The organism is Mycoplasmopsis gallopavonis, from assembly GCF_900660635.1.
GTDB classification, from domain to species: Bacteria; Bacillota_I; Bacilli_A; order Mycoplasmatales; family Metamycoplasmataceae; genus Mycoplasmopsis; species Mycoplasmopsis gallopavonis.
The window spans coordinates 49,265-72,585 of the sequence record NZ_LR215032.1 but is presented as its reverse complement, the minus strand read 5'-3'; the positions used below and the strand labels follow the sequence as shown (position 1 = coordinate 72,585).

Below are 23,321 nucleotides of genomic sequence, written 5' to 3'. Positions count from 1 at the left end.
GGACAGAAAAAATTAACAATTTATCAAATTGGATAGCCCCATACTATATTCGTATGGGGTTTTTCAATTTAGACATGATTGAATTCTAAATTTGTTGTATCAATTAACATAATTAGATATTACTTTTTCTAGTTCACTCAAAGTCATAGCTTTGATATTTAAATCTCTAATTAATTCAGTTTTTAAATTTGAAAATCAATATTCCACAACTCTATTATCTAAACTGTTTCCCACTTTTGAAAGTGAAATTATTCCACCTTTATTTTGAATAAAACGAGAAAAATCATCAGATGTATAAGTTGAGCAATGATCTGAATGTAGTATAAAACTTTTTTCAAAATCAACATTTTCAAATGTTTTGTAAATTAATTTTGAATCATTAAATTTGGAAAGAGAAAAACTAATTATTTCTTTAGTTTTATGTTTAATCACTACTGAAAGATAAACATTATTGTTTATCGCATCTTTTGTCGCTGGGAGATATGTTACATCAGTAGCATATATATTTCTGTTATATACATCGTTATAATCTCTATTCACAATGTTTTCTTTTATGATAGATGTGTTCTTTACTTCTTTTAATTTTTTTCTTTTTCTGATATTGCAAAATAAACCTAAGGCATTCATATATCTTCCTAGAGTTCTTTCGTTTATGTCTATTTTATAGTGCTTTAAGATAAAATATTTTAATTTTTGTCTACCATATTTAGATCTATTTTGTTTAAATGAATCAATAATCAAGTCTTGGTACTTTATTTTTCTGGATTTATTTTTAGGAGCAAAATTATTTCTTTTATGTTTGGATATTGTTTGTCTACAAAGATACAACAAAATAGCAAGTTTATACGAAGCCATATTAATATTTGATGCCTCTTGAACTTTCTCTGTTTTAAATTTATCTTTTGTAATTTCTCTATATCTTTTTGCAATTTCAATTAAATCTTCTCGTGTAAAAATGTCTCAATTTATATCTTGTTCTTTCACTTTTCTTGACCTACCGGTTCCAGGCTTTCTTGGTTTTTTATTCATATTACAATTATAATGTTTTAATATTCCTCGTAATCTTGCTTTCACATATTTATCTTTTGCTTTTGCACCATATTTATACATAAGTTCAATTGCATACTTTTTGCCTAATTGAAAAAATGTATTATAAATTTCTTTTTCTTGTTCTTCTGTAAAATGTTTACCCATTTTTTCTCCTTTAAAAATATAAAAAATGAACATTCGAAGGAATGTTAATTTTTTCTGTCCTAGTTTAACCAGCTCGGGTTTTTGCAGATTCTATTGATTTTTCAAAAGTTGAAAAAGAAAATTTAGAAGATTGTGCTTTAACATTCTCAAACCGTTCAGGAGTTAAACTTGATGAACAAATTTCTTGTTATTTAACTTATACAAATGAAGCAACCCACAAAATTATTGAAGAAAATATCGATAAATCAGCAATGTACTCAGGATTAATCGAAGGAATCGGACCAAGATATTGTCCAAGTATCGAAGACAAAGTTATGCGTTTTAGGGATAAACTAAGACATCAAGTCTTCTTTGAACCCGAAACAGTTGAAGGTGATATTATTTATGTTAACGGAATGTCGACTTCAATGCCGGTAGAAATTCAAGATAAGATGTTAAGAACAATCCCAGGTTTAGAAAATATGAGAGTTCAAAAATGAGGATACGCAATTGAATATGATGCTTTAAATCCACTTCAAATTTCTCCGTCATTAGAATCTAAAGTTGTTCATAATATTTTTACAGCTGGGCAAATCAACGGAACTAGTGGTTATGAAGAAGCTGCTGCTCAAGGATTGATTGCGGGAATTAATGCTGGACAAAAATTAGAGAACAAAGAACCATTGATTTTAAATAGAAATGACGCATATATTGGTGTTTTAGTTGATGATCTTGTTACTAAAGGTACAAAAGAACCATACCGTATGCTTACTTCACGTGCTGAATATCGTTTATTATTAAGAAACGATAATAGTGATTTGCGTTTAAGCAAATATGCACATCAAGTTGGTTTAATTTCTGATTCAGATTATCAAAAAGTTATCGATAAATATAAAATGATTGAAGAAAAAATCCAAGAACTTTCAACACAATTTTTATCATCAAAGAGCGAACTTGCTCAAAAATACGGAATTGAAAATGGCGTTAGCTTATTAAAAGTGATTGCTCGCCCTGAAGTTTCTGCAAGTGATGTTCTTGGAGATTTTCCTTTTAAAAATGAACTAACAATTATGGTGCGTTTAGAAGGTTATATTAAAAAACAAGAAACACAAGCTCAAAAAATGTCACGTTTAGACTATTTTAAAATTCCAAGTGATATTAACTATGATGAAGTTATTAATATTGCAACGGAAGCTAAACAAAAACTTAAACAAGTTGCTCCTTTAACAATCGGACAAGCTTCAAGAATTAGTGGAATTAATCCAGCTGATATTCAAATGTTGATGTTTCATATCGAAACTAAAAATAAGAAAAAATAATGAAAATTAATTTAATTGCAGTAGGTTCGCTTTCGAAAGAATATCAAGTTCTTTATGATGATTATGCTAAGAAAATTAGTTTCTTCGCAAAAATTAACTTGATTGAAATTAAAGAACAAAAAATTGATAACATTAATTTGAAAATTAAAAAAGAAACAGAAATGATTCTTGCAAAAATTCCAAAAAATTCACAAGTTTTTTATCTTTCGCTTCGAGGAAAGCAACTTTCATCTGAAGAATTTAAAGACATTTATGTCGATGTTGATAATATTACCTTTGTTATTGGTGGGTCAAATGGAGTAGATGAATCATTCTTTCCGAATAAAATTAATTTTTCGAAAATGACCTTTCCACATCAGCTCTTTAGAATTATGCTAATTGAACAAATTTACCGTGGTTTAACAATTAAAAACAATATTACATACCATAAATAATTCTTAAAACAAAAGACTAGAATTATAAACTAGGACACGAAATATGGACACAACCATATTTCGTGTTTTTATATATTTAGGAGGTATTATGAGACAATTAAAGGCACATGAATGATTAGAACTATTCGGTAGTTATGAAGATTACAAAAATAATTTGATATCAAAAAATGATTTTGAACTTAAATATTATTCAATCAGAGGTTTTAGTTTTTTTGATAGAAAATTCAATGAGGCTAAAAAATATTTTGTCTTCAAGTATAACAGATATAATTTAGGAATGATAAATATAGAATCGCAAACAGGTAAATCATCTAAAAAAGGTAAAGGGTCAGGTAGACCAAAAAGGCAAAAAATTACTCCTATTGAAATTGTAAAAAAGGAATGAGAAAAAATGCCTAAGGAACAATTGATTGAAATTTTAGAAATTTATAAAGACTCTTTTGATAGAAATAATATTGAAGTTGATATTTCTAAAATTAAGAAATCTTCACTTTCTACAAGAAAATTGGGCCTATGCTTTAATAAATCTAAGTCAACAATTCACAATCTAAAAACTAAAGAGCAGCAAACAAGAAAAAAATCTGTAAATACTAAATATGATGAATTAATAATTAAGTCATTTAAGAAAAATAAGGGTTTGTTTGGTAGAAAAAGATTGGAAAGTTATATTAGAACAAAATTCCAAATAGATCTAAATTATAGGACTATTGGTAGAGCGATGAGAAGATTAAACTTATTTTGTTTAATCAGAAGAAAGAAAATAGATAGAGAACAAAAGAACACAAACGTAAAATTTATAGATCTTGTTAATCGTGATTATCACGGAGAGACAAACCAAATAATTGCCACTGATGTTACTTATATTTCTGCACCAAAAGATTGCTTAAACAATTTTGTATTTTTATCTGTTGCGATTGATCACAAAAGCAAATTTGTTGTTAATTATAATCTTTCAAAAAGAAATGATTTAGAACTAGTAATGGAACATATGTCTAAAATCAAAATGGATAAAAAATGAATAGCTCATTCTGATCATGGTTTCCAATATTCTTCAAAAACTTATGTAGATTTAATTCAGAAAAACAATGGTGTTGTATCAATGGGTAGAGTAGGAAATTCTTTAGATAATAGAGAAGCAGAATATTTCTTTTCAATTTTAAAATCAGAATGTTTAAAATTAATCGATATTACAAAAATAACTTTTAATGAATTAAAATCACTGATTGATGATTTTGTGTTTTGATACAACAACGAAAGAATTCAATCAGTATTAAATTGAAAAACACCTCAAGAGTGTTGAGGTGTTTTAGTAAATTAAACTTTTTGTCCACTTTTCGTGTCCCAGTTTATTAACCAGTCTTTTGTTTTTTTGTATTTTTGAAAAGAGGAATAGTTTCCAATCTATGGTTTAAAAATATTTAAAAAATAAACTTTCAATAAATAAAATATTTTATAATTCTAAAAACAATTTAAGGAGGTATTTTGCGTAATTCTCAAAAACTTAAAGATACAACAATTTTTTCGCAAACTCGGAACTACCGAATTGCATCGTTGTTATCAATTTTATTTGTTATCGTCGAAGTTATTTGTATAATTTTTATTCCTAGATTTACTCAGGATTTATTAGACAAAGGAATTCGTGAAGGAGTTTCAAAACAAAGCTCACATTATATTTGAGTTTATTCAGGAATTCTTTTTGGTTTAGCAATGCTTTCACTTTTAAGTGGGATGGCAAGTGGGTATTTTGCATCAAAAGCATCTGCTGGTCTAGCTAAAAATTTAAGATTAAGATTATTTCAAAAAATTCAAGGATTTTCATTTGAAAATTATGATCAATTTTCATCTGGAACATTGATTTCAAGATTAACAAACGATATTACTAATATTCAAAATTCATATATGATGGTAATTCGTGCTTTAATTCGTAACCCATTTTTAATGGTTGGTGCAATTATTATGGCCTTTATTACAAGTCCTAAATTAGCTTGAATTTTAGTTGTGATATTAATAGGATTAACTATTATTTTGATGACAATTATCATAATCGCATTTCCTCGTTTTAATAAAATGCTTTTAGGTAATGATTTAATCAATAACAAAATTAAAGAAAATATTGCAGGTATTAAAACAATTAAAACTTTTGTTACCGAGAAACAAGAATTGCAAGAATTTAAAGCTACAAGTGAAAGAGTTAAAAAATTAGCAATTAGAGCTGAAAAACTTGTTGCTCTTAATTCACCCGTTATGGTCGGAACAATCTTTATTTCTTTATTTTTCATCATGTTAATTAGTATTAATGTGATTGTTAAAACAAAAAATCAAGGTGAAATTTCAATTGGAATATTAACTTCATTTATTAGTTACATGTTCCAAGTTTTAATGTCATTAATGATTGCATCAATGGTTTTAATTACTTTAACAATTTCAAAAGCTTCTGCAAAAAGAATTACAGAAGTTTTAAAAACAGTTTCAAATATTCAAAATCCAAATAAACCAATTTACTTAGTTAATGAAGGTAAAATTGAGTTTAAAGATGTTGATTTTAAATACCATACTAATAAAAAACGCACACTTAAAAATATTAATTTAACTATTAACCCCGGAGAAACAATCGGATTAATCGGTTCAACAGGAAGTGGAAAATCTAGTTTTGTTAATTTAATCCCAAGATTATATGATGTTACAAATGGTCAAATTTTAATTGATAATAAAGATGTTCGTGATTATGATCTTTTTACTTTAAGAGATTCTGTAGCAATTGTTCTACAAAAAAATACTTTATTTAACGGAACAATTCGTGAAAACATAAAATGAGGTAAAGAAGATGCAACCGATCTTGAAATCGAAGAAGCATTAAAAGATGCTAGTGCGTATGATTTTATTTTCGCAAAACAAGGTTTAGATACTTTGGTCGAAGAAAAAGGTGCTAATTTTAGTGGTGGACAAAAACAACGTCTTTGTATTGCGAGAGCTTTAATTAAAAAACCTAAAATTTTAATTTTGGATGATTCAACAAGTGCTGTTGATAATCAAACAGATCGTAAAATTCGTGATACATTCAACAACAAATTTAAAAACACAACTAAAATTATTATTGCTCAAAGAATTAGTTCAATTCAAAACGCAGACAAAATTATCGTAATGCAATCAGGTCAAGTTCAAGCCTTTGATACTCACAAAAATCTTTTAAAAACAAATGAATTTTATAAACATTTATATCAAGAGCAATCTAAGGAGCAAAATGACTAAAACTCTCAAAAAGAAAAATTCTTTAGATAAAACATCTTTTAAAAGATTATTTAAATTCGTTTGAAAAGAAAATAAAGTTAAATATTCAATTATTTTCTTTTTAATTATTCTTTACAATTTTGTTTTTGCATATTCTAATTATTTCTTCGGAACAATTTTGATTAACAAATACTTAGTACCATTTTTAACACAAATTGCAGTTAATTCTCCAAATCCAAGTTTTGATTGAAAAGGGTTTACTCTTGCAATTTCCCTAATTGGTCTATTCTATGGATTAGCGATTTTTTCAAATTATTTATCTGGTCAAATCATTACTAGAATTACGCATCAAACAATCAAAAAAATGCGTGATAATCTTTATGAGCACATGCAAAGCTTACCAATTGGTTACTTTGATGCACGTCAAAATGGTGATGTTATTTCTCGTTTTACAAATGATATTGATACTCTTAGAGAACTGCTTTCTCAAAGTATTCCGCAAATCATGAATGCTATTTTTAGTATTTTATTTTCATTAACTTTCATGATCATTTTAAGTTGATTTTTAACAATCATTATGCTTCCATTAGTTTTCATCATATTTGGTTTATCAGGATATTTTATTAAAAGTTCCGGTAAATATTTCAACTATCGTCAAGCATCACTTGGAAAATTAAATGGTTATATCAACGAAATGATTGATGGAATTAAAGTTGTAAAAGTATTTAATCCTGAGTTTCCAAGTTGGAAGCTCTTTTTTATACCTTTTACCTTATTACTTATATACATAGTATATAAGTACAATTTTTAATTATTTTAATTTTTTACAATGATTACAATGATAATAATGTATAATATAAATATGAGCAACTACATTTTGTATAAAAGAAAAAACCCAAAAGGGATTTACATTGCATTAGGAATATCAAAAGGATACGGTAAAGGGATTGGGAATTTAGTTGGATTAGGTTATTGAGAAGAAATTAAAGAAAAATATTCTCTGCAAAACATCGATGATTTAAAACCAATTGCTAGATTGGTTCCTGTTGGAGAAGATAAAATTGAAGTTAAAACCAAATTTTTCCAATTACTTAACCCAACATCTGTCGAAACAAATGTAAAAAACGTTGGTATTGAACTTATTTATAAAGTAATTAAAGAACTAGATTTATTTAAAGGATTACCTAAAACTAAACACAAATCTTTAGAAGAAGTATTAGAATTTATTGTTGCAACAAGAATAATTCAACCAAGAAGTTATATTTGTCAATACAAAAACAAAAATGATTTTTTACATAAGATAGATGTAAAAAAATCTTCAATTTATAACTATTTTGATACTTTTTTAGAATATAAAAATACAATTTTAGTCAATATTTATAACAAAATGCAAGAATTGACAACTAGAAACACAAAATTAATGCATTTTGATAATACAACTGTTTATTTTCAAAGTTTTTCAAGAGATGGTTTGAGACAAAGAGGTTTTTCTAAAGATGGAAAGCATGATGAAGATCAAATTGTTGTGGCTATGGCAGTTGATAATAATGGTATTCCTTTTCACTATAAAGTCTTCGAAGGAAATACTGGAGATTCTAAAACTCTTGTGAAATTTTTAATTGAAATGCAAAGAATTTACAAAACAAAAGACACAATAATAGTTGCTGATAAAGGTATTAGTCAAAATGCAAATTTAAGATATTTAGAACAAAAAGGATATAAATATATAGTACAGAAACGTATTGATATTCTTGGAAAAGAAGATAAAGCATTTATAGTAAATGATCAAGGGTTTGTTCAAGAAAATGATTATTTTACTAAATCTAGATTCGTCCAATCTGTTTGAGCTAAAAACAAAAATAAAAAAAGATATAGCGATACTTTTAGAAAACAATTTGTCTATTTTAGCCCTTCAAAACAAACTTTAGACAAAATAAAAAGACAAAATCTTATTAATAAATTGGAGAAAAAGTCTATTAACGGTGAATTGCCATTAAGTGCTTTGGTTCCTGAATATAAGAAAAAGTATATGGATGTAGATGGTAAAACAGTCGGAAGATTAAATATCGAAAAAATTAAAAAAGTAGCTAATGAAGATGGCTTTTATATGATTGAAACCAACATAACAAACATAGATTCAAAAGAAGCGAATGAAATATATAAGGGACAATGAAAAGTGGAAGAAGGTTTCAGAACCTTAAAATCAGCAATCGAAGTTAGGCCGATGTACGTTTATAAAGACGAGCATATTCAATCTCATGTATTTTTATGCTTTTTATCTCTAATTGTTTTGAAATATTGCATTTATAAATTAAAGAAATTTTATAAAGATAATGGAGAGATCCAAAAACTCACAATGAATATGTTTATAGATGCATTGAAACTTATAACAATCACAACAAAGACTGTGAATGGTAAAGTTGTAAGTGAAATCAAGAATAATTTAGACCCAGAACATAAGGAATTAAACAAAATATATAGTGATTTTCAATATGCAGTGGATGGTCTATCATTGTAATTTAAAAGTACAAAAAACGAATACGCCTTATTTGTAGGTGTATTCGTTTTTTTCTTCATTACAACTTGGAAACGCAGGATTAAAAGTTCCGGTAAATATTTCAACTATCGTCAAGCATCACTTGGAAAATTAAATGGTTATATCAACGAAATGATTGATGGAATTAAAGTTGTAAAAGTATTTAATCATCAACAAGAAGCAATTGCTGATTTTAAAAAGAAAAATGACGAATTATTTAAAAATGATTTTAAATCAAAAGTTGTTACAAATTTAATTATGCCAATTATGTCTAATATGGGAACTATCAATTTTATAGTTATGGCATTTATTGGCGGAATGATTTTAACTTCAAATAATCAAAGTTTTATGAACGCAATTAATATCAATGTTGGAGTTTTAATTTCATTCTTATTATATGCAAGAAGTTTTTCACAACCAATTGGAACTGTTGCACAACAACTTAATGCTCTAAATAGTGGATTAGCAGGAGCAAGAAGAGTTTTTGAAGTACTTGACTTTGAACCAGAGGTTGATTATGGAAAAATTCGATTAATCACTCTTGAAGAAGTTCCGTCTCAAATTGCACAAGAATTAACAAATAAATATTGATGAAAAATCCCAGAAGGTATGGACTTTATTTATAAACCTGCTGTCGGACATATTAAATTCGAAAATGTGTCATTCGGTTACACTAAGGATAAGCTTATTATTGATGATTTTAGCTTAAATGTTCAACCAGGTCAAAAAGTAGCTTTAGTTGGAGCAACAGGTGCAGGAAAAACAACTATCGCAAACTTACTAAATCGTTTTTATGAAGTTACTGAAGGATCAATTTATTTTGATCAAATTAATATTAAAGATATTAAAAAAGATGATTTAAGAAGAGCTTATGGACTTGTTTTACAAGATACTTCGCTATTTAGTAAAACAATTGAGGAAAATATTACTTATGCTTTACAAGAATATGAAAATGAAGCCTTAATTAATGCTGCACAACTTGCTAATGCAAATGAATTTATCGAAGCTATGCAAGAAGGTTATAAAACTCAGTTAGTTAATGCTGGAGAAAATCTTTCTCAAGGACAAAAACAACTTCTTTCAATTGCTCGTACCACAATTTTAAACCCATTAGTTCTAATTTTGGATGAAGCTACAAGTACAATTGATACTGAAACAGAACGAAAAATTCAAAATGCATTAACACAACTTTTAGTTGGTAAAACTGCTTTTGTTATTGCTCACCGTTTAAGCACAATTAAAAACTGTGATTTAATCGTTGTTTTAGATCAAGGAAAAATCATCGAGCAAGGTACACATAAACAGCTTTTAGAATTAAAAGAACATTATTACAACCTTTATACAGGAAAAGTTGAATTAGATTAAAAAAGCAACAAAAATAAACTAGGACAATAAAAATTAACATTCCTTCGAATGTTAATTTTTTATATTTTTAAAGGAGAAAAAATGGGAAAACATTTTACAGAAGAACAAGAAAAAGAAATTTATAATACATTTTTTCAATTAGGTAAAAAGGATGCGATTGAACTGATGTATAAATATGGTGCAAAAGCAAAAGATAAATATGTGAAAGCGAGATTACGAAGAATATTAAAACATTATAATTTTAATATGAATAAAAAACCAAGAAAGCCTGGAACCGGTAGGTCAAGAAAAGTGAAAGAACAAGATATAAATTGAGACATTTTTACACGAGAAGATTTAATTGAAATTGCAAAAAGATATAGAGAAATTACAAAAGATAAATTTAAAACAGAGAAAGTTCAAGAGGCATCAAATATTAATATGGCTTCGTATAAACTTGCTATTTTGTTGTATCTTTGTAGACAAACAATATCCAAACATAAAAGAAATAATTTTGCTCCTAAAAATAAATCCAGAAAAATAAAGTACCAAGACTTGATTATTGATTCATTTAAACAAAATAGATCTAAATATGGTAGACAAAAATTAAAATATTTTATCTTAAAGCACTATAAAATAGACATAAACGAAAGAACTCTAGGAAGATATATGAATGCCTTAGGTTTATTTTGCAATATCAGAAAAAGAAAAAAATTAAAAGAAGTAAAGAACACATCTGTCATAAAAGAAAACATTGTGAATAGAGATTATAACGATGTATATAACAGAAATATATATGCTACTGATGTAACATATCTCCCAGCGACAAAAGATGCGATAAACAATAATGTTTATCTTTCAGTAGTGATTAAACATAAAACTAAAGAAATAATTAGTTTTTCTCTTTCCAAATTTAATGATTCAAAATTAATTTACAAAACATTTGAAAATGTTGATTTTGAAAAAAGTTTTATACTACATTCAGATCATTGCTCAACTTATACATCTGATGATTTTTCTCGTTTTATTGAAAATAAAGGTGGAATAATTTCACTTTCAAAAGTAGGAAATAGTTTAGATAATAGAGTTGTGGAATATTGATTTTCAAATTTAAAAACTGAATTAATTAGAGATTTAAATATCAAAGCTATGACTTTGAGTGAACTAGAAAAAGTAATATCTAATTATGTTAATTGATACAACAAATTTAGAATTCAATCATGTCTGAATTGAAAAACCCCATACGAATATAGTACGGGGTTATCCAATTTAATAAATTGTTAATTTTTTCTGTCCTAGTTTAAAAAAGTTGCTTTTTTGTTTTTTCTATTTTTAAAAATAATTATAATTAATTGTAATGAAAAAGATTACTAATACAAATAATTCACTTAGTGATTTTATGATCGCAATTCACGGATTAACATTAATTGCTCATAAAAAGAAATTCTTAAATAGCAGTGAGCTTGCTTTAAATCTTTGCGTAAATCCTGTTCGAGTTAGAAAAGTTATGTCGCTACTTTTAAAAAAGAAAATTTTAGTTAGCATTAAAGGTAAAATGGGCGGATATAATCTCGCACTAAATCCTAGCAATATCACCTTGGCAGAGATTTTGGAAGCATTAAATTTTAATCTTTTAGAAACTAATTGAGAAATTGGCGATTTAAACCAAACTTGTGTTATTTCTAGTGGTATGATGAGCTTTTTTAGCTTACTTTTTAGCAAACTGAATAACAAACTCAAAGAAGAGCTAGCGACAATTAATTTAAGTGAAATTGAACAATTTTTAATCATAAATAAAAATAAAGGAGTCTAAATGAAACAATTTGATTTATTAATTATTGGATGAGGGAAAGCCGGTAAAACTATTGCAGCTAGAGCAGCAACTGATAAACTGAAAGTTGCAATCGTTGAAATTGATCCATTAATGTACGGAGGAACTTGTATTAATGTTGGTTGTCTGCCAACTAAATCATTAGTACATAGCGGTAAATTACTTAAACAAATGGAAGATTTAGGAATGAAAAGAGATTTTGAAACAAATAACTTTTATTTCCAAAATGCAATGAATTATAAAAGAACTTTTGTTGAAAAATTAAATCAAAAAAATTACCAAGCTCTTGCAAATCTTGAAGATGTTTCTGTTTTTTTAGGACAAGCTGAATTTGTTAGCGATCAAGTTGTAAAGGTTGTGAAATCAAACGGTCAAGAAGAGTTAATTAAAGCTAATAAAATCGTGATAAATACCGGTTCAACCCCAAGAAAATGAGATTTACTTGAAAATTATCAAGGACAAAACATTCATTATAGCAATCAAATTTTAGAATTAAAAACATTACCTAAAAAATTACTAATAGTAGGTGGTGGTTTTATTGGTTTAGAATTTGCTTCATATTTTAATAATTTTGGTTCTGAAGTTCATGTTATCATTCCAACTAACGATTTTATGCCAAGCGAAGATCACGAAGATGCTCAATTTGTTTTAAAATTAATGCAAAAACAAGGTATTAAGTTTCATTTTAATACAAAAGTCGAGCAAGTTAATGATTTAAATTCTGAGCTAGTGGAAGTTACTTTGCAAGAAAATAATCAAATAAGAAAAGATCAGTTTGATAAAATTTTGGTTGCAATCGGAAGAGTTCCAAATATTGAGACATTAAAATTAGAAAATACTTCAATTCAAGTTGAAAAAGGAGCAATTAAAGTTAATGATTATCTTGAAACAACAGTTAAAAATATTTTTGCTGTTGGAGATGTTAAAGGTGGAGCTTTTTTCACTTATATTTCCCTTGATGATTATCGAATTGTTTATCCTCAAATTATTAACAAACAAGCTCAATACAATTTAAGTGAGCGTAAAAATATTCCAACAACCACATTTTTAGATCCAAGTTATGCTCGTTCTGGTTTAAATGAAAAACAAGCTAAGAGCTTAGGAATTAATTATCAAGTTAAATATGCACTAACTAATTCAATTCCAAAAGCTCATGTCATTCGTGAAACAGAAGGATTTACTAAAATTTTAATTGATGAAAATGATCAAATCATTGGGGCAACTATTTTTCATTATGAAGCACACGAAATGATTAATTTATTAACATTAGCAATTAATAAAAAATTAAAATATCAAGAACTTCGTGATATGATTTATACTCACCCAATTTATACCGAATCTTTAAATGAAATTTTAAAATAAAAAGCTAGTTTAAACTAGCTTTTTTAAATTATGATTCATATTCAATTGTTACATAACTTGTTGGGTTTTCTGTACCATATTTAGCAAGCGGTCATCCAAATGCTGAACTTGCAATTGCACTTGTATTTGCAGAATTTGCGATTCATTTTGCATAATCAATAAATGATTTAATAAGTTCTTGTGATTCATAAACTAATTTAACATCACTATTTTTCTTATAATCAAGCATTCCGTATTGATCTCCACCAGCTACAAGGTAATCGTTAGTAACTACATAGTATAAGGCAGTTGGATTGATTTCTTGATCATTAATTCTAATTGAACTAGGATCCACTTCATAAGTTATCTTACCACCGTTATTAACTGAGTGAGCACTAAATTTAACATTGTGTGAATATTGAGCATATCCACCAGTTTTAATTTTACTCATACCGTGTTTGATAACTTCGATTAACTTAGCACCAGTAATTTTAACCGCAGAAACCCTATTTCCAAACGGACTAAGTTTTAAAATATCTTCCTTGTTAATTGGTCCAGCTGGTAAGTCAGCTCTAATTCCTCCACCATTCATTAATCCAATTGTATTATTAATATTAGGTGTTAAATTATCATCTTTTTGACCAGAAGTCACAAATTCATGTGCAATTGCATCAGAAGCAAAAATACCTAACATTGTTGGAGCAACTCTTCCGATTCAATAGTCTGAAGAACCCACTGTTTTTGAAATAATGTGTTCGAAGTTAACGATGTTATTAAATACAAACTTTTTGTTTTCTTGATCAAATGTAGTTTGTAAATCAGCAATTAATTTAGCAACTGTTTTTGAATTTATTCCTGAACGAGCTACTTGAATTTGATTAATATCCCTAAGGTTTTGAGAGAGTTTTACAATTTTGCCTGTGCTTGTGTCAACTCTTAATGTAATATCACCTAAAAACTTAGTGTAAGCTTCTGTTTGACTATGATATGTTTCGCTAGTTTCCACAACATGAGCAGGTACTTTTGTGTGACTATGTCCATCTAAAATTAAGTCAATTCCAGGAACATTTTTAGCTAAATAAGTTGAATCTCATTTTTCAATATCACGTCCAACCCCAAGATGAGTTAAAGCAATAATAAAGTTAACTTTTTCTTTATCTTGAATTTGTTTAACAACTTTTTTAGCAGCTTCAACAGGGTCGATGAAATTTACATTAACAGAATTGCTAGGGTGAGATGTATAAGCTGTATCTGGTGTTGTAATTCCCATAATTGCTATTTTATAACCATTAATATTTTTAACAATATATGGTTTGAAAACATCTTGATTTTCTTTATCTGGAACATTATGATTATAAGTAATGTTGCCTGATAAGAAAGGTGTTTTTGAATCATGGTCTAAACTTAAAATATGATCTAATCCATAATCAAATTCATGATTTCCAATTGCGATTGCATCATATTTCATAAAGTTTGCAATTTTAGTAATTGTTTTACCTTTATCAGAATCAGAAAGTGGTAATCCTTGGATTAAATCACCAGCTGATAAAAGTAAATCTCTTGGAAGATCACTTAAATATTGAGCAAGTCCTTCCATTCCGCTATATAAACTATATTTACCATCATCAAATTTAATTCTTCCGTGTTCATCATTTGTGTGGTAAATTTTTAATGTTTTTAATTTAGCATCTTTTTCTGCTTTTTTAAGTTCCTTAAATATTTTTTGATATTCACCATCAAGTTTTAAATATTTTAATCTAGTTTTTACTAAAAATTCTTTAATTTTTGTTTGTGAAGTTTCTTTTTCTGGTTCTGCTGATAAATTATCAAAGGCTTTTTTCATTTCGCTATATTTATTAGCATCGGCTATTAATTGATTATTATAATCTTCTTCAAATTTATCAAATTTTGCTTGAATTTTAGCTACTTCTGCTTCACTAAATTTATGATTTGAACAAGCTGCACTAACTAAAATTGGAGAGATTGCAACCGGAGTAATTAAAGCTGAGCTTATTCAAAATATTTTTTTAATCTTCATAATTTCTCCTTTTAATAGTTTCTTTATAAATTAATTATAAAAAAATATTTTTAGCAAATTTCAGAACAAGATTCATACTTGTACTCTGTGAAACTAAGGACAAGAAGACAGGGCAAGAAAAAAGTAGCAGTTGCTACTCTTGTGTTTCATCTTCTACTTCTTCTTTATTAGATAATTTAGCTTTTTCTTCTTCAGTAAGACTTCTTGTAAATTTACATTTAGGGAAATTTTTACATCCAACAAACTCTTGACCTTTTTTATTATTTCTCACAAGAAGAACTCCTTGATCTTCTGGACAAGGTTCTTCTAATTCGTGCAATGCAAAAGTATATGGTTCAATTTTATCTTGTGCAAGATTATATTCTTCGATAAAACGATTTCAAAAATCTAACATAACTACATCTTTTTTAATTTCTGCTTCTGAAATTTGATCAAGTTCTGTTTCGACTTTAGCTGTGTAATCTTCGTTAATGATATTTGGGAAAGCGATAATTAAGTTTTTTAAAACAATGTTTCCGAATTCAGTTGGAATTAATTGACCTTTAACTCTCTTAACATAGTTTCTTTCACGAATAATTTTAACAGTTGTAGCAAATGTTGAAGGACGACCCACTTTGATATTATCAAGTGCTTCAATTAATGAACCGTCATTATATCTTGGAGCAGGTTTAGTTTCATGATCTTCGAAAACAAATTCTTCAACACTAACTTCTTGTCCAGTTTTATAATCAGGATCTAAATCATCTACTTGTTTTCCTGTTACAACATAATATCCGTCAAATTTGACTCTTGAATAACTATTTTTAAAATTATATTTTTCTAAAGCTTGATATGTATAAGATTTAACTTCACGAATTGGTTGCTTAATTAAAGCTTGTAAAGTTGTTTCATAAATTAATTTATAAATTTTATATTCAACATCGCTCATTTCAGGATATTGAACTTTTGCACTTTCTGGATCTAATGCAACATTAGTTGGACGAATTGCTTCGTGGGCATCTTGATCACCGCTAAAACCTTTAATTTCGCTTGCTACATATTCTTGACCTCATTTATTTAAAATAAAGTTTTGTGCTTGGTCAACAAAAGTCTGACTAAGACGAGTTGAATCAGTTCTTGGATAACTAATTAATCCACCATCACCATAACCTTCATATAATTTTTGAGCAGCAAATTGAGTAGCTTGTGAATTAAATTGGCTTTTACGGTATAAAACAGCTTGTTTAAAAGGTAAAACAGCAGCTACTGTCCGAGTAGTTGTTTTAACATCTGTTACTAATAATTTTTTTGGTGCATTAGCAAAATCTTTTTTAATAATTTCTAATTCATTTTGATAAATTCACTCTTTACGATCTGCATCATTTTGAGCATTATGATAGTAAGCTAAAATAGGGTTATTTGCTAATTTAGCGTGTAATTTTGAGTATTTTTCTGGCACAAAAGAAAGAATTTCATTTTCACGATCAACAACTAATTTTAATGCTATAGATTGCACTCTTCCAGCTGAAGCTGTACCTGGAGCATTTTTTAGTTTACCACGCATTAAATTACTTAATCTAAAACCAATAATTCGATCCAGCATACGGCGAGCTTTTTGAGCATCAATTAAAGAATAATCTAACTCCCCAGCTTTTTCGATTGATTTTAAAATTGCATCTTTAGTAATTTCGTTATACTTAATTCTAGAATAAATTTTTTCAAGTTTAAAATACTTCACTAAGTGACTTGCAATTGCTTCACCTTCACGGTCAGGGTCAGTTGCAATATAAACATGTTCAACATCTTTTAGTGCATTTTTAATTTCTTTTACAACATTTCGTTTTGAAGAATCAAGAGAATATTCTGGTTCTCAAGTTTCAAAATCAATTCCTAGTCCATATTGACCAGAAGTTTTCATTTTAAGAATGTGTCCAATACTTGCGACAACATTATAATCACTACCTAAATATTTTTGAATAGTAGCAACTTTATTTGGAGACTCAACGATAACTAATTTATTCATGCTTATAAATATACCCTATTTTTTGTCTTTTAAATGCATTTTTTATAGTTAAAATCATAATTCTTAATAAAGAATTAAAAAGAAGCAAAAATTTATTAATTTCCAATTTCATTTAGCTGGATTTAATTTTAACTCAGGTTAATTTAAATTAATTTTTTTCATAATTTGCTCAATAAATATGATTATCTATTAGGTTTTTATGATTTTTGTGCTATATTATAAAAGAGTATATGCAAGTACTCCTTGGCTACTAAAACTCGTAGCCCAGTTAATGACCATAAGGAGATAAAATGATCAAATACGAAATTATGACAATCGTTGATCCAAAAGCTCAAACTTCAGTAGTAGAATCATTACTTAAAGAAGTTTTTGCAGAAGGTGTTAAATCAGTTGAAAAACTTGAAAACAACGAATTAGCATATGAAATTAACAAATCAAAACACGGGCAATATGTATTAGCTCATGTTGAAACAGAAGGTTCAAAAATTGCTGAATTTACACGTCGTACAAACATTATCAAAGAAATTTGAAGAACTTTAGTTATTAACCTTGATTCAGAAAAAGGGCTTAATGCTAAACCAAACAAAATTCGTGCAAGAAGAAAATCAGTAAAAGCTTCTGCAAAAGATTCACAAAACACACAAGGTCAAAGACCTTACAACAAACCTGCTCGTCCAAGAGTACAAAAAGCTAAAGAAACACAAGAATAATTTTCTAATTTCGCTTTTTAAAGATTAGGAGATATTATGATTAATACCGTCATTTTAGTAGGTAGATTAACTGCTACACCAACTTTATCAACAACAAGTAATGGGATTTCTTATACAAGATTTTCAATTGCTGTTAATCGAAGAAATAGCAATAATGAAACAACAGATTTTATTAATCTTGTTGCTTGAAGAAATACAGCAGAATTTATCACAAAATATGCAACCAAAGGTGCACTTGTAGGTATTGAAGGGGAATTACATTCTAATGTTTACACTTCAACTGCAACAAATTCACCGGTTCGTACTTTTGATGTTTTGGTTAATAATTTTAGATTATTAGAATCAAGACAAGCCGCTGAAATGAGAAATAGAGGTTTTGAAAGTAGTTTTTCAAACCGTTCAAATCAAGGTTTTACTCCAAATAGTAATCATATCTCTCCCACAGACATAGATTTTTCTCAAGTCAGAACAGCTAGTACCGGTTCAAATCCAAAACCTGTGAAATTTAATCCGGAACAAATTGAAGAAAATTCAATTCCAACACAAAATTTTTCAGCCGTTTTTGATGAAGAATTTGATGGTATTAGTGCCTTAGATTTAGATGATGATGAGAAATGATAAAAAAGGAGACTATTATGGCTTATTCAAAACGTAAAAAAGCTTTTCAAGGTAAAAGAAAATCATGTGAATTTTGTGATAACAATGTAACATATGTAGATTACAAAAATGTTGAACTTCTTAAAAAATTCGTATCAGCTACAGGACAAATTAAAGCTAAAGCTACAACAGGAACTTGTGCAAAACACCAAAGAAAAGTTGCGAATGCTATTAAAAGAGCAAGATTCATCGCTTTAATGCCTTACTCAGTAGTTAGAGCAAGAATTAACAAATAATTTAAACTAAAAATCAAAGTTTAATAAATTAAAAGTCACAAATTTGTGGCTTTTTTAATTTTAATTTAAATAAAAAACTAGCAATTATAAACTGGGACACGAAATATGGACACAACCATATTTCGTGTTTTTATATATTTAGGAGGTATTATGAGACAATTAAAGGCACATGAATGATTAGAACTATTCGGTAGTTATGAAGATTACAAAAATAATTTGATATCAAAAAATGATTTTGAACTTAAATATTATTCAATCAGAGGTTTTAGTTTTTTTGATAGAAAATTCAATGAGGCTAAAAAATATTTTGTCTTCAAGTATAACAGATATAATTTAGGAATGATAAATATAGAATCGCAAACAGGTAAATCATCTAAAAAAGGTAAAGGGTCAGGTAGACCAAAAAGGCAAAAAATTACTCCTATTGAAATTGTAAAAAAGGAATGAGAAAAAATGCCTAAGGAACAATTGATTGAAATTTTAGAAATTTATAAAGACTCTTTTGATAGAAATAATATTGAAGTTGATATTTCTAAAATTAAGAAATCTTCACTTTCTACAAGAAAATTGGGCCTATGCTTTAATAAATCTAAGTCAACAATTCACAATCTAAAAACTAAAGAGCAGCAAACAAGAAAAAAATCTGTAAATACTAAATATGATGAATTAATAATTAAGTCATTTAAGAAAAATAAGGGTTTGTTTGGTAGAAAAAGATTGGAAAGTTATATTAGAACAAAATTCCAAATAGATCTAAATTATAGGACTATTGGTAGAGCGATGAGAAGATTAAACTTATTTTGTTTAATCAGAAGAAAGAAAATAGATAGAGAACAAAAGAACACAAACGTAAAATTTATAGATCTTGTTAATCGTGATTATCACGGAGAGACAAACCAAATAATTGCCACTGATGTTACTTATATTTCTGCACCAAAAGATTGCTTAAACAATTTTGTATTTTTATCTGTTGCGATTGATCACAAAAGCAAATTTATTGTTAATTATAATATTTCAAAAAGAAATGATTTAGAACTAGTAATGGAACATATGTCTAAAATCAAAATGGATAAAAAATGAATAGCTCATTCTGATCATGGTTTCCAATATTCTTCAAAAACTTATGTAGATTTAATTCAGAAAAACAATGGTGTTGTATCAATGGGTAGAGTAGGAAATTCTTTAGATAATAGAGAAGCAGAATATTTCTTTTCAATTTTAAAATCAGAATGTTTAAAATTAATCGATATTACAAAAATAACTTTTAATGAATTAAAATCACTGATTGATGATTTTGTGTTTTGATACAACAACGAAAGAATTCAATCAGTATTAAATTGAAAAACACCTCAAGAGTGTTGAGGTGTTTTAGTAAATTAAACTTTTTGTCCACTTTTCGTGTCCCAGTTTATTATGCTAGTTTTGAGAGTTTTTTGGTGATCACACTCTACACTCACAATGTTTCCGATTCTCAGATTAAATATAAAGTAATAAGAAGTGCTGAGAAACACTTTATTTTCACCATTTTCTTATTCTATACTTATATTATAAACATTATTTTTTCTTTTTATAAAATTAAAAACCAAGACTAGAAAAAAATAACTTAAAAACTATTTAGTTTTCTTGTTTTGGTGCTCCATTGAATTTTAAAGCTAATTTTTAGGTATAATTTAAATTATGAAATATATTCAAAAAGAACACAAAACACTTAAAGGTGTGTTTAAATGAACTATTAATGGAAAAGTTTATATTGCAAAAACAAATGCTAAAAGCGGTTTTTCAAGTCGTTTTACATCACATTTTACGGCAATTAAACAATACTTACAAGAAGTTGCAAAAAAACGTAATGATTTTAATGCCGTTTTCTTGCATCCTAGTTGATCTAACAAATATTTATATACAAAAATTGTTTCTGAGCTTCTAAAAATCAACCCTGATGCAAAATATATGGTGGATAATTTTAAAGACTATATTGATATTCAAATTCTCGAATCATCAGAAGAACTTTATGATGAAAAAGAGCTCCAAGACTTAGAACTTAAACATATTTTTGCACATAAATGCTATATTTACGGATTTAATCAAAACGAAACATCAAGTTTACTTTTTGATCGTAATATTCACAGAAACACAGAATATACTCCAACCGAAAAAGAGCGTTTGCAAGCAGGTATTAAACAATTTTATGAAAGTTTACAAACATATTTAAACGATATTGATAAGGCATTAGAAACCAATATTCGTTTAAATCCTTCTCATGAATTTCTTTTAAAGTATAACGGTTTAAACCTAATCACTGCTTTTGATGAATTGTATTTCTTTGATTTAGTATTTTATGAAAATTGAGCAGATTTTGAACAAATCAAAAACGATCACTGAGAAATAGTGCAATTAAACGATAGACTCAAAGAAAGAATTCAAGATTATAATCGTCACTTTAAAATTGATAAATTTTAAGTTCAAAATAGAAAAACGAATAGACTTAAATCTATTCGTTTTTATTTTGTTTATTTAGATTTATTTTGAAGATTTTTTACGTTTATTAAAAGCAGCAAAAAATAGTCAAATAATTCCGAAAGTTAAAATTCCAAGAACAACTCATCATGGTCAAGATAATGTTTCAAATGGTCTATGATTTGCAATTTGTTTTTTAATTGCACTATAAATTACATTTGATGCATCTTTTTGTTCTAATTCTCTTAAAGTTGCTAATTCTTTTCTTGTTAATTCCCTGAGTTTCCAAGTTGAGACGCTATAAAAAACGAATACATCTATAAATAAGGTGTATTCGTTTTTTTTACATTTAAAATTACACACATAGAATTAACTCATACATGCGATAAAATCTTTATAAATTTTTATATTTTCTTTGTGGTTTTCATCCAAATCATTAATTATTTCTTGTACCACTTTTCCATTTACTTCTTTTTTTGTTATAGTCATCATTCTTAATGAATCCACAAATAAATCTAACGTCACTTTTTGTATTTCTCCATTGATTTCATAATATTTCTTTAATTTATAAAGACAGTATTTTAAAACAACAAGAGCAATGAAACATAATAAAAGATGTGCAAGTATATGCTGTTCATTATGAACAAAAACAGGTCTAACTTGTAAAGAAGATTTTAATGTTCTGAAATTTTCTTCTACTTTTCATTGTTTTCTGTAAATTTCATTAGCTTTTTCTGGTGTTAAATCTAAAATATTGGTTTCAATAATGTAAAAACCATCTTCAGATTCTTTTTTCTTAATTTTCTCTCAATTTAATTTACCCACTGTTTTGCCATCAATGTCCATGTATTTCTTTTTATATTCTGGAACTAAAGAACTAAGTGGGAGTTCTCCATTTACAGTTTTCTTATTCAATTTATCAATAAAATTATTTCTTTTTAATTTATCTAAAGTCTTTTTCCCAGGACTGAAAAACACACATCATTTTCTGTATTTACCATTAAATCTATTTTTGTTTCAAACAGATTCAACAATTTGTTCTTTCCAAAACATTTCATCTCTAAAAACATAATGTTTGTCCTCAAGAATGAATTTTTTCATCCCAATACTTAATGTATCTAATCTTTTTTGGAATATATATTTAATTCCTTTTTGTTCTAGGAAACGTAAGTTTGCATTGTTATTTATTCCACGATCTGCAACTATTATAATATCCTTTATTTTATAGATTGATTGAAGTTCTAAAACGAAGGATAACATTGTTTTACCATCAGCCGTGTTACCTGGGAACACTTTATAGTGTATTGGTATTCCGTTTTCATCTACAGCCATTGCTATGACTACTTGATCTTCATTGTGTTTTCCGTCTTTTGAAAAACCGTTTTTTCTTATTCCTTCTCTTGTAAAGCTTTCAAAATAAACTGTTGTGTTATCGAAGTGAAAAACTTTATTATTACGATTTGTGAATTCATTTATTTTTTGAAATAAATTGACTAAAACAGAATTCTTATTTTCGAAAATAACATCAAGATAGTTATATATTGATGATTTTTTAACATTAATATCATTTATAAAATCACTTTTATTTTTATATTGTGACATATAGCTTCTTGGAAGGATAATTCTAGTTGCTATGAAAAATTCCAAAACCTCTTCTAACGATTTATGTTTACTTTTTGGTAATGCCGAAAATAAATCTAATTCTTTAATAACTTTATAAATTAAATCAACTCCAATATTTTGGATACTTGTTTTTACAGAAGTAGGTTTTAATAATTTAAAAAACTCTTCTTTTGCAACAGTTTTATCTAAAGATGTATCTACTTTTTTTGCTATTTCTTTTATATCTTCAATTGAAGATAATCCATACTTTTCTTTGATATCTTCTCAGTACCCTAGACCAATCTGATTTCCATAACCTTTTTTAAAACCTTTAGAAATAGCTAAAACTAAATAATATTTTCCATTTTGTTTTTTCTTGCATAAACTGTAACTCATGCTCTTATTATATCATTTTA

The 23,321-nt window shown here is 27.2% G+C and carries 19 protein-coding genes and 1 pseudogene; 15 read left to right on the top strand and 5 right to left on the bottom strand.

What is annotated here, in order from left to right; genetic code table 4:
• Positions 1 to 12: 12 nt before the first annotated feature.
• Positions 13 to 1,227, bottom strand: coding sequence for an IS3 family transposase (locus tag EXC53_RS02680; RefSeq protein ID WP_129724679.1), 1,215 nt, complete (start codon positions 1,225 to 1,227; stop codon positions 13 to 15).
• A 35-nt stretch (positions 1,228 to 1,262) separates the two neighbouring features.
• Here EXC53_RS02680 and mnmG point away from each other — a divergent pair.
• The 10 genes and pseudogenes from mnmG to EXC53_RS02630 form a co-directional block, all read left to right on the top strand.
• A pseudogene (gene mnmG, locus EXC53_RS02675) lies at positions 1,263 to 2,492 on the top strand (tRNA uridine-5-carboxymethylaminomethyl(34) synthesis enzyme MnmG); the annotation flags it as partial.
• Positions 2,492 to 2,926 carry a 23S rRNA (pseudouridine(1915)-N(3))-methyltransferase RlmH gene (locus EXC53_RS02670; protein WP_119572063.1) on the top strand — a complete coding sequence of 145 codons (435 nt, stop codon included), beginning with the start codon at positions 2,492 to 2,494 and terminating at the stop codon, positions 2,924 to 2,926. The pseudogene mnmG and the gene EXC53_RS02670, both read left to right, overlap by 1 nt.
• 43 nt (positions 2,927 to 2,969) lie before the next feature.
• Complete coding sequence (locus EXC53_RS02665; RefSeq protein WP_129724537.1) at positions 2,970 to 4,244, top strand: IS3 family transposase; 1,275 nt, start codon at positions 2,970 to 2,972, stop codon at positions 4,242 to 4,244.
• A gap of 164 nt (positions 4,245 to 4,408) precedes the next feature.
• A complete protein-coding gene (locus EXC53_RS02660) occupies positions 4,409 to 6,175 on the top strand; it encodes an ABC transporter ATP-binding protein (protein ID WP_119572330.1) in 1,767 nt (588 codons plus the stop codon).
• On the top strand, positions 6,168 to 6,965 hold the full coding sequence (locus EXC53_RS02655) for an ABC transporter permease (RefSeq protein WP_165261014.1): 798 nt from the start codon (positions 6,168 to 6,170) through the stop codon (positions 6,963 to 6,965). The genes EXC53_RS02660 and EXC53_RS02655 overlap by 8 nt, the downstream gene beginning before the upstream one ends.
• 18 nt (positions 6,966 to 6,983) lie before the next feature.
• On the top strand, positions 6,984 to 8,672 hold the full coding sequence (locus tag EXC53_RS02650) for an IS1634 family transposase (RefSeq protein WP_129724600.1): 1,689 nt from the start codon (positions 6,984 to 6,986) through the stop codon (positions 8,670 to 8,672).
• A 27-nt stretch (positions 8,673 to 8,699) separates the two neighbouring features.
• Entirely contained in the window at positions 8,700 to 10,055 is a 1,356-nt protein-coding gene (locus EXC53_RS02645) for an ABC transporter ATP-binding protein (protein ID WP_223214519.1), read from the top strand.
• Between the two features lie 48 nt (positions 10,056 to 10,103).
• Positions 10,104 to 11,318, top strand: coding sequence for an IS3 family transposase (locus EXC53_RS02640; RefSeq protein WP_129724677.1), 1,215 nt, complete (start codon positions 10,104 to 10,106; stop codon positions 11,316 to 11,318).
• A 73-nt stretch (positions 11,319 to 11,391) separates the two neighbouring features.
• Positions 11,392 to 11,847 carry an RrF2 family transcriptional regulator gene (locus EXC53_RS02635; protein ID WP_119572206.1) on the top strand — a complete coding sequence of 152 codons (456 nt, stop codon included), beginning with the start codon at positions 11,392 to 11,394 and terminating at the stop codon, positions 11,845 to 11,847.
• Positions 11,848 to 13,227: a dihydrolipoyl dehydrogenase family protein gene (locus tag EXC53_RS02630; RefSeq protein WP_119572205.1), complete on the top strand. Its 1,380-nt coding sequence runs from the start codon at positions 11,848 to 11,850 to the stop codon at positions 13,225 to 13,227.
• 28 nt (positions 13,228 to 13,255) lie between these two features.
• Here EXC53_RS02630 and EXC53_RS02625 read toward each other — a convergent pair whose 3' ends face one another.
• The gene (locus tag EXC53_RS02625; RefSeq protein WP_119572204.1) at positions 13,256 to 15,244 is read right to left on the bottom strand and encodes a bifunctional metallophosphatase/5'-nucleotidase; all 1,989 of its coding nucleotides are present in this window, start codon (positions 15,242 to 15,244) and stop codon (positions 13,256 to 13,258) included.
• A 133-nt stretch (positions 15,245 to 15,377) separates the two neighbouring features.
• Positions 15,378 to 17,246: a type I DNA topoisomerase gene (topA, locus tag EXC53_RS02620; protein ID WP_119572203.1), complete on the bottom strand. Its 1,869-nt coding sequence runs from the start codon at positions 17,244 to 17,246 to the stop codon at positions 15,378 to 15,380.
• A 290-nt stretch (positions 17,247 to 17,536) separates the two neighbouring features.
• On the opposite strand from topA, the gene rpsF reads away from it, so the two are divergent.
• The 5 genes from rpsF to EXC53_RS02595 all read left to right on the top strand — a co-directional run bounded on the left by rpsF (position 17,537) and on the right by EXC53_RS02595 (position 21,306).
• Positions 17,537 to 17,956 carry a 30S ribosomal protein S6 gene (rpsF, locus tag EXC53_RS02615; protein ID WP_119572202.1) on the top strand — a complete coding sequence of 140 codons (420 nt, stop codon included), beginning with the start codon at positions 17,537 to 17,539 and terminating at the stop codon, positions 17,954 to 17,956.
• Between the two features lie 36 nt (positions 17,957 to 17,992).
• Positions 17,993 to 18,577, top strand: coding sequence for a single-stranded DNA-binding protein (locus EXC53_RS02610; RefSeq protein ID WP_119572201.1), 585 nt, complete (start codon positions 17,993 to 17,995; stop codon positions 18,575 to 18,577).
• Between the two features lie 14 nt (positions 18,578 to 18,591).
• Positions 18,592 to 18,849 carry a 30S ribosomal protein S18 gene (gene rpsR, locus EXC53_RS02605; RefSeq protein ID WP_119572200.1) on the top strand — a complete coding sequence of 86 codons (258 nt, stop codon included), beginning with the start codon at positions 18,592 to 18,594 and terminating at the stop codon, positions 18,847 to 18,849.
• Positions 18,850 to 18,954: 105 nt separating this feature from the next.
• On the top strand, positions 18,955 to 20,229 hold the full coding sequence (locus EXC53_RS02600; protein WP_129724675.1) for an IS3 family transposase: 1,275 nt from the start codon (positions 18,955 to 18,957) through the stop codon (positions 20,227 to 20,229).
• Between the two features lie 297 nt (positions 20,230 to 20,526).
• Entirely contained in the window at positions 20,527 to 21,306 is a 780-nt protein-coding gene (locus EXC53_RS02595) for a hypothetical protein (RefSeq protein WP_119572355.1), read from the top strand.
• A 60-nt stretch (positions 21,307 to 21,366) separates the two neighbouring features.
• Here the strand turns inward: EXC53_RS02595 and EXC53_RS02590 are convergent, their stop codons facing one another.
• Positions 21,367 to 21,666: a hypothetical protein gene (locus EXC53_RS02590; protein WP_119572354.1), complete on the bottom strand. Its 300-nt coding sequence runs from the start codon at positions 21,664 to 21,666 to the stop codon at positions 21,367 to 21,369.
• A 6-nt stretch (positions 21,667 to 21,672) separates the two neighbouring features.
• Positions 21,673 to 23,301 (bottom strand): IS1634 family transposase, encoded by a 1,629-nt coding sequence (locus EXC53_RS02585; RefSeq protein ID WP_129724553.1) that lies wholly within the window; start codon positions 23,299 to 23,301, stop codon positions 21,673 to 21,675.
• Positions 23,302 to 23,321 lie beyond the last annotated feature (20 nt).